Origin of the sequence: Bacillus sp. MM2020_4, from assembly GCF_011250555.1 — a bacterium.
Taxonomy (GTDB): domain Bacteria; phylum Bacillota; class Bacilli; order Bacillales; family Cytobacillaceae; genus Neobacillus.
Genome location: NZ_JAANMZ010000121.1, coordinates 1 through 393 on the forward strand (window position 1 = coordinate 1; position 393 = coordinate 393).

The 393-nt window shown below is 43.8% G+C and carries 1 rRNA gene; it reads left to right on the forward strand.

Going from position 1 to position 393, the window contains the following annotated elements:
• Window positions 1-269 precede the first annotated feature (269 nt).
• Window positions 270-393, forward strand: a 23S ribosomal RNA gene (locus tag G6554_RS25405); the annotation flags it as partial.

Genomic DNA, 393 nt, shown 5'->3' on the forward strand with positions numbered 1-393 from the left:
TTGACGTTTCTTGTTTGTTTAGTTTTGAGAGTACAATTCTCTCAAAGCTTTTTTTAATCGTTCTTTGAAAACTAGATAATCGTAAGAAGAAGCAAAGTAAACATCGAGTAATCGCCATTTTAGTTTTTCTCTCTAATGAAAATTAGAGGGGGGATAGAAGCGAGCAGATCGAGGAAGCGACTGAGTGAGCACCGGAGTGTATGATATACATGAGGAGCGGAGCGAAGGAAGCTGACGAAGAGATGCGAAGCTTATATTCACCCGAATTAGGTTAAGTTAGAAAGGGCGCACGGTGAATGCCTTGGCACTAGGAGCCGATGAAGGACGGGACTAACACCGATATGCTTCGGGGAGCTGTAAGTAAGCTTTGATCCGGAGATTTCCGAATGGGGG